The 6311-nt window shown below is 50.0% G+C and carries 7 protein-coding genes; 4 read left to right on the plus strand and 3 right to left on the minus strand.

Annotated features, from left to right (window positions below; genetic code table 11):
* Positions 1 to 113: 113 nt before the first annotated feature.
* Both OGV67_RS16440 and bglJ read left to right on the plus strand, forming a co-directional pair.
* The gene (locus OGV67_RS16440; protein WP_047459110.1) at positions 114 to 836 is read left to right on the plus strand and encodes a LuxR C-terminal-related transcriptional regulator; all 723 of its coding nucleotides are present in this window, start codon (positions 114 to 116) and stop codon (positions 834 to 836) included.
* Positions 797 to 1465, plus strand: a complete 669-nt coding sequence (bglJ, locus tag OGV67_RS16445) for a DNA-binding transcriptional activator BglJ (protein ID WP_052194420.1) — start codon at positions 797 to 799, stop codon at positions 1463 to 1465. The genes OGV67_RS16440 and bglJ overlap by 40 nt, the downstream gene beginning before the upstream one ends.
* A gap of 64 nt (positions 1466 to 1529) precedes the next feature.
* Here the strand turns inward: bglJ and OGV67_RS16450 are convergent, their stop codons facing one another.
* Entirely contained in the window at positions 1530 to 1988 is a 459-nt protein-coding gene (locus OGV67_RS16450; RefSeq protein WP_012134213.1) for a YbaK/EbsC family protein, read from the minus strand.
* Between the two features lie 363 nt (positions 1989 to 2351).
* On the opposite strand from OGV67_RS16450, the gene OGV67_RS16455 reads away from it, so the two are divergent.
* Positions 2352 to 3695, plus strand: a complete 1344-nt coding sequence (locus OGV67_RS16455; RefSeq protein WP_024130738.1) for a PTS sugar transporter subunit IIC — start codon at positions 2352 to 2354, stop codon at positions 3693 to 3695.
* Positions 3696 to 3725: 30 nt separating this feature from the next.
* Here OGV67_RS16455 and fhuF read toward each other — a convergent pair whose 3' ends face one another.
* Both fhuF and OGV67_RS16465 read right to left on the minus strand, forming a co-directional pair.
* On the minus strand, positions 3726 to 4514 hold the full coding sequence (gene fhuF / locus OGV67_RS16460; protein WP_115615156.1) for a siderophore-iron reductase FhuF: 789 nt from the start codon (positions 4512 to 4514) through the stop codon (positions 3726 to 3728).
* 122 nt (positions 4515 to 4636) lie between these two features.
* Positions 4637 to 5704 carry a GGDEF domain-containing protein gene (locus tag OGV67_RS16465; protein ID WP_104867805.1) on the minus strand — a complete coding sequence of 356 codons (1068 nt, stop codon included), beginning with the start codon at positions 5702 to 5704 and terminating at the stop codon, positions 4637 to 4639.
* Between the two features lie 252 nt (positions 5705 to 5956).
* On the opposite strand from OGV67_RS16465, the gene OGV67_RS16470 reads away from it, so the two are divergent.
* Positions 5957 to 6193, plus strand: coding sequence for a DUF1435 domain-containing protein (locus tag OGV67_RS16470; protein ID WP_080516675.1), 237 nt, complete (start codon positions 5957 to 5959; stop codon positions 6191 to 6193).
* Positions 6194 to 6311 lie beyond the last annotated feature (118 nt).

A 6311-nucleotide genomic window follows, 5' to 3' on the forward strand; every position in this document is an offset into this window, starting at 1 on the left:
AAAAGCCAAGGATAAACAATTCACTTCGTCTATTACCACGTCTGTTTTTCTCATTAATTATATTATTTATTAATGAGTGAACAGGAGGGGAGACCTGTGGATATGGAGGAGATATGTTGCCAGGATGCCGCAAAAACATAATTATTATCAGTAAAATACCTGTTATACAGACGGGGTTAAAAGAGGTGGTGCTGGGCCATTTCCCTGCTTATGAACTGATGTACTGCCGTTCCGTAGAAGAACTGACATTAATGCAGTTGCGCCGCTCCGATGTAGTGATTACGGATTTAACGGGAGAATGTAAACATCCCCGCGCTGTCTGCGAGCAATTTTACGCTTTATTATCTCAATACCATGATATTCACTGGATATTTCTTGTTTCCCGTGCGTTTTACTCACAGGCGATTGAGCTTCTGATGAGCCCCTTCAGTACGTTGCTGTCTGACGTTGAACCGGTTGAGAATCTGGTAAACGTGATTGAAGCAGGCAATGCCCATACGGACAGGATCAGTAAGACGCTGCTATCTCCCGCTCTGCCAGACGTCTCGAGTTTTGGCCATCGTCCGGTTGTTCTTACGCTGTCGGAACGGAAAGTGTTACGGCTTCTGGGTAAGGGTTGGGGGATTAATCAGATAGCGATGTTGCTTAAGAAGAGTAATAAAACGATTAGCGCGCAGAAAAACAGTGCGATGCGACGTCTGTCAATACACAGCAATGCTGAGATGTATGCCTGGATAAACAGTTCTCAGGGAGCAAGAGAATTGAATTTACCTTCAGTTTATGGAGATGCTACTGAATGGAAAACCGAATTGCCAAGGGAAATGTCGCACTCATAGAGAAGTGCGTAATGAGCAGTATTGGAATGAAAAGTTTATTTGACGCGTTTCCTGATTGCCAATATAAACTTCATATTTTTCCAACTCAATCTGCTTTCCAGAAAGCGATGTTAAGTACTCCTTTTTCCGTCGTTATTTTTTCACTTTCTGCGATGCGGGAAGATCGCCGGTTGGGGCTGGCTTATCTGGCGGAACTGGCTGTGAATTTTCCTCGTGTGCGCCGACTGGTCATCGCGGATGATGATGCGGAAGCCCGGTTAATTGATTCGCTGTCGCCTTCGCCGTTAGATGGGGTCTTAAGTAAAGCGTCGTCACTGGCCAGTTTGCAGGAAAAGCTCTTTTTATTATTGAACAGTAAGCGAGAGGTGACGGAACATACTCTGAACCTCTGGTATCTCAATCAGAGCCGAATGATAAGCCCCACTGAGCGTGAAATTCTGCGTTTTATGTCGAATGGTTATTCGATGCCACAGATAGCCGTCCAGCTGGAACGCAATATCAAGACGATTCGCGCCCATAAATTTAATGTGATGTCTAAACTGGGCGTCAGCTCAGATGCTGGATTGCTTGATGCGGCGGATATCCTGCTGTCTCTGCGCGCCGAAAAGCCAGGTCGCTTATCCGCGTAATTCTGTAGTCGCTCTGTATTTACAGGTTGCTTGTGCCGGGTTTATCGCCCGGGCACAAATAGCATCACTGGCACACATCAATCCAGGTTGCTGAAGTGAGTTCTGCCATTCTGTCGGGGGAGATTCGGACTGCGCTGTGCGTTGCCCCTGCTGCTGGTAAGACTTCAGCATAATGTTTTAATGAGACGTCGCAATAGACGGGCAGAGGCGTTTCCAGCCCGAAAGGGCAGACACCGCCGACCGGGTGCCCTGTGGCGATCACGACTTCATCGCTGCTGAGCATTCGCGCTTTCGCGCCAAACGTGCTCTTGAGTTTCTTATTGTCCAGGCGAGCATCACCTTTGGCGACAACCAGAATAATGTCGTCTTTCACCTTAAGCGAAAGCGTTTTTGCTATCTGTCCTGGCGCGACATTGTGCGCTTTCGCTGCCAGTTCCACCGTCGCCGTACTCTGATTTAATTCGATGATTTCAATATCCGGGGCACGTTCGGCCAGAAACTGCCGTACCGATTGCAGACTCATTCTTTTCTCCTGACGCTGTATTAGCAGTCCTGTTTTTCAGAAAACCGCGTGGCGTAATTTGTCATAAGGAAAGCGGCACTGTAAATAATTTATGTAATAAACCAGCAGCATGAGCGATTTTTCGATCGTCTTCACATTCACGGAAACCGGTTACAGTAACCGGTTGCAGTCCGGCGGGCGGGGATTAATACTGAACCTGTCACTTCCTCTGTATCACATAATAAGAGCCATTTATGAAACTTCATTCTCTCTGCTGTATCGCTGGTGTTCTCCCCGGCGCGGTCGCGAAAAGTAGTAATGGACCCTTACACGGCGGTGCTGCTGCCAGCACGTCTATGTTGTTTTGACTGACAGGAGAACGCTATGTCTACCAACCATGCTGTGTTTAATGTGATTTTTCGGTTTGTCGAAAACTACGTGAGTCCCGTTGCCGGACGTATTTCCTCACAACGTCATGTTATGGCTATTCGTGATGGTTTCATTTCGGCAATGCCGTTTATGATTGTCGGCTCCTTCCTGCTGGTTTTCGCCTATCCTCCTTTCTCACCGGACACCACCTGGGGATTTGCCCGTGGCTGGCTGGCGCTGGCGAAACAGTTTGAAAGCCAGATTTTGACGCCGTTTGATATGACGATGGGGATCATGTCCATCTATATCTGTGCGGCCATTGCCTATAACCTGGGCAAACACTATGTTAAATCGCATCAGTTAGATCCGTTTATGTGCGCCATGCTCTCGATCATGGCCTTCTTGCTGGTTGCCGCGCCAAAAACAAACGGCACTATGCCGGTTGACAGCCTGGGTGGAACGGGGATTTTTACCGCGATTCTGGTGGCGATTTACTGTGTTGAAATGATGCGCTTCCTGAAAGCACATAACATTGGCATTCGCCTGCCCGACCAGGTGCCGCCGATGATCAAGAACTCCTTTGATCTGCTGATCCCGGTGCTGGTGGTGGTTCTGACCTTGTATCCGCTGAGCCTGGCGATCCAGTCGCAGTTCGATATGCTGATCCCACAGGCGATCATGGCGATCTTTAAACCGCTGGTTTCCGCTGCGGATTCGTTGCCCGCTATTTTGCTGGCGGTGCTGATTGGGCATCTGCTGTGGTTTGCGGGGATTCACGGAGCGGCGATTGTCTCCGGGATGCTGCAAATGTTCTGGCTGACCAATCTCGGTATGAACCAGACCGCGCTGGCGCAGGGGGCGCCGTTGCCGCACATTTTCATGGAAGCCTTCTGGACTTTCTTCATCGTCATTGGCGGTTCTGGCGCCACGATGGGGCTGGTGATTTGTTATTTACGCAGCCGTTCCGTACATTTGCGCTCTATTGGCCGCTTAAGTGTCGTGCCGAGTATCTTTAATATCAACGAACCGGTTATTTTCGGGACGCCGATTGTGATGAACCCGGTGTTCTTTATCCCGTTCCTGCTGGCGCCAATGGTGAACGCCGTGCTGGCGTGGGCGGCGATGAAGCTGGATCTGATTGGGCGGGTGATTTCCGTGGTGCCGTGGACTGCGCCCGCACCGGTTGGCGCTGCGTGGGCACTGGGCTGGGACTACCGTGCGGCGATCCTGGTGGTCATACTGGCGCTGGTGTCCGCCATCATATACTTCCCGTTCTTTAAGGTTTATGAGAAGCAGCTTCTGGCGCAAGAGGCAGAAGAGGCCGGGCGTGCAGAAGAGGAGAGCCAGCAGATGGCCTGACGTGTTGAGCAAGGCGCTGCGGCGCCTTGTTTATTTCAGCGTACAGTCACCGCATTGCTGAACGTCTGGCAACCGGTAGCGTTGACAGCAGGTTCGGCGCACCAGCAGACCTTCGCGAGGGACGACGGTACGCCACAGCGGGTTATCCTGGCCACTGGAAAGTTGCTTTTCGAAGAAGCAGCTCTGGCGCAGCGTTGCCAACAATGCTTCGCCAAGCAGCGGTTTCATTTCGGTCAGATACCAGTTGATCAGATACCCGGTGTTACTCCAGATAAGCTTACCGTTAATATCGCCGGTTGATTCCAGTGCCTGAACGACCGGCATCAGCGCAGAGACGATCAGCGTTTCCATTCTCTGTTGAGGAGAATGCGCGGTTGCCCGCTCGTCCTGATGAACATCAACCCAAAAACAGGCTGCGCGTCCGGTTTCGTGGAACTCAACGTGCATGTGCTCGGGCGAAACGTCAATGGCCCTTTCCTGGGTGAGCAGGGCAAGCATCAGAGGCGGTACCATCAGACCGATATACCATTGCGCCCAAAGCGAAATGAGCGGCTTATTTTCGCGTGGTTGCGTCGGTTGATGACGATAAATATGGTCGGAATAGATAGCCAGCAGGGAGCGCATCGTACCCGGTCGAGCCCACTGCGCCAGCGTCATGGCGCCCGTTGGGTGCGGTTCGTCCAGCCGAATAAAATCAAGCAGATGTTCGCGCGCTTGGGTTATCGTTTCACGCACGGCTTCAGCCAGCGAGGGCATCTCAGGCTGAAGATGGGCTCGCCAGGTGACATCTTCAATGATCGGTGCGGAACGGTAAGGCATAGCGCTGTATATAAGGATAGTAATCTAAATGATAATGATTGCTAATCCTAATGATGGCGATAGCTGATGGCAAGCGCTTTGTCGTGACGCTGTGCGCGGTAGCACGATGATATCGCCCTGTGTCAGACCGTACGCAGTTCGTCACTCGCAAGAATGTTGTTGCGCCCCAGGTTTTTGGCTTCATACAGCGCTTTATCCGCCTTGACGATTGCAGCCTCCATGTCCTGACCCAGTAGCGGCGCGATGCCAACGCTGATGGTGACATTGGTCGCCACGCTGACATTAAACATATGTGGGATTTTGAGATCGTAGACCTTCTGGCGAATATGTTCGGCGGTCGTGCGCGCCTCCTGTGGATCGGTCGCGGTCAGCAGGACCATAAACTCTTCGCCGCCAAAACGGGTGACAATATCCCGGGAACGGACAGCGTCACGAATCGCGGCTGAAACGCGAATGAGAGCCTGGTCGCCCATCATGTGCCCATAGTGATCGTTATAAGCTTTGAAGTGATCGATATCCAGCAGCAATACGTAGTGTTCTTCGTGCGTTTCCAGAGCAAGGAGCGTATTCAGCTTATTTTGCAGGCCGCGGCGATTATACAGGCCAGTCAAAGGATCGAGCATACTCAGCCCGTTCAGCGTTTCTCTCTCTTCCAGCAGTTTGTACATCAGCTGTTGAGCGAAATCGTCATAGCGTTTTTGAATAACATGCTGGATGGCAATGCCCGCCATCGGGAGCGCCATGAGATAAATAATCCGTATGCCGTGTTCGCTGCCATTAAGCCACAGGCAGGCCAGAACGGAAGGCAATGAATGGAACGTAAACGCAATGATATTATTAGCAAAAGCGATGGAGCCAATAAATAACACGCAGAGAAGGGCGATGAGTAGAAAAGTATAATCGCTATGGTTCATAGCATTATATTTCAGTGTGATATGCCAGGCCCACAATATGCCTGATATAACAGAAATAAAGGGGATATTAATCTTTTTATGCGTATATTTTCCGTGCCATATCAGAAGTAACGTACTTGCAACAAAGAGCAGTATTGCCGGGACTGAGACAGCCCTGACCTCATAAAGAGGAAAGACAAGCGTAAACAGCCCGGACACCGCATTGAGAAACAGAAAAAGGCGTAAAGAGAATTGATATTTTTTGGTGCGTAGTGCGCGCCAGGATTGAGCTGTCATATCTGAATGTCGTTATTTATCTATGAATTACGCTGGTTGGGGCCAAAATGAAAAATAACGTGCGGGAAAAAGCCCGCATAAATAAACGTTTTTATTGTTTGTAAGTTAACCACCGCCCAATCTATCACCTTGCTGAATTCATGTCATCAATTGTTAAGACAATCTCATACAAGGAAGTGTGACGAACTGCTGACAAATGAGAAATTTTATCATATGCTATTGGTTATCATTATCGGTATCAGAGGTAAAGCCATGTTGCAGCGTACACTGGGCAGTGGATGGGGGATATTGTTGCCGGGTATTTTTATTACCGGACTGGCGTTTGCCGGCCTCTCCATTGACGCATGGAAGGTACTGATTGTATTAGGATTACTGCTGACTTCGTTGATGCTGTATCACAAACGCTTACGGCATTTCGTCCTGCTGCCGTCATGTGTCGCGCTGATCAGCGGCATGGTGCTGGTTATGATGAATTTGAATCAGGGATGAACAAACAAGACGTAAAACAGAGAAGGGAAATAAGATAATTGGTGCGAGGGGGGGGACTTGAACCCCCACGTCCGTAAGGACACTAACACCTGAAGCTAGCGCGTCTACCAATTCCGCC

Origin of the sequence: Citrobacter sp. CK188, from assembly GCF_030333525.1 — a bacterium.
GTDB lineage: Bacteria > Pseudomonadota > Gammaproteobacteria > Enterobacterales > Enterobacteriaceae > Citrobacter_B > Citrobacter_B koseri.

What these genes read in the sequence shown, in the direction of transcription:
- fhuF (WP_115615156.1), bottom strand. Translation starts at nt 4,514, where the DNA reads ATGCCTTACCGTTCCGCACCGATCATTGAAGATGTCACCTGGCGAGCC.
- bglJ (WP_052194420.1), top strand. Translation starts at nt 797, where the DNA reads ATGGAAAACCGAATTGCCAAGGGAAATGTCGCACTCATAGAGAAGTGC.
- OGV67_RS16450 (WP_012134213.1), bottom strand. Translation starts at nt 1,988, where the DNA reads ATGAGTCTGCAATCGGTACGGCAGTTTCTGGCCGAACGTGCCCCGGAT.
- OGV67_RS16470 (WP_080516675.1), top strand. Translation starts at nt 5,957, where the DNA reads ATGTTGCAGCGTACACTGGGCAGTGGATGGGGGATATTGTTGCCGGGT.
- OGV67_RS16455 (WP_024130738.1), top strand. Translation starts at nt 2,352, where the DNA reads ATGTCTACCAACCATGCTGTGTTTAATGTGATTTTTCGGTTTGTCGAA.
- OGV67_RS16440 (WP_047459110.1), top strand. Translation starts at nt 114, where the DNA reads ATGTTGCCAGGATGCCGCAAAAACATAATTATTATCAGTAAAATACCT.
- OGV67_RS16465 (WP_104867805.1), bottom strand. Translation starts at nt 5,704, where the DNA reads ATGACAGCTCAATCCTGGCGCGCACTACGCACCAAAAAATATCAATTC.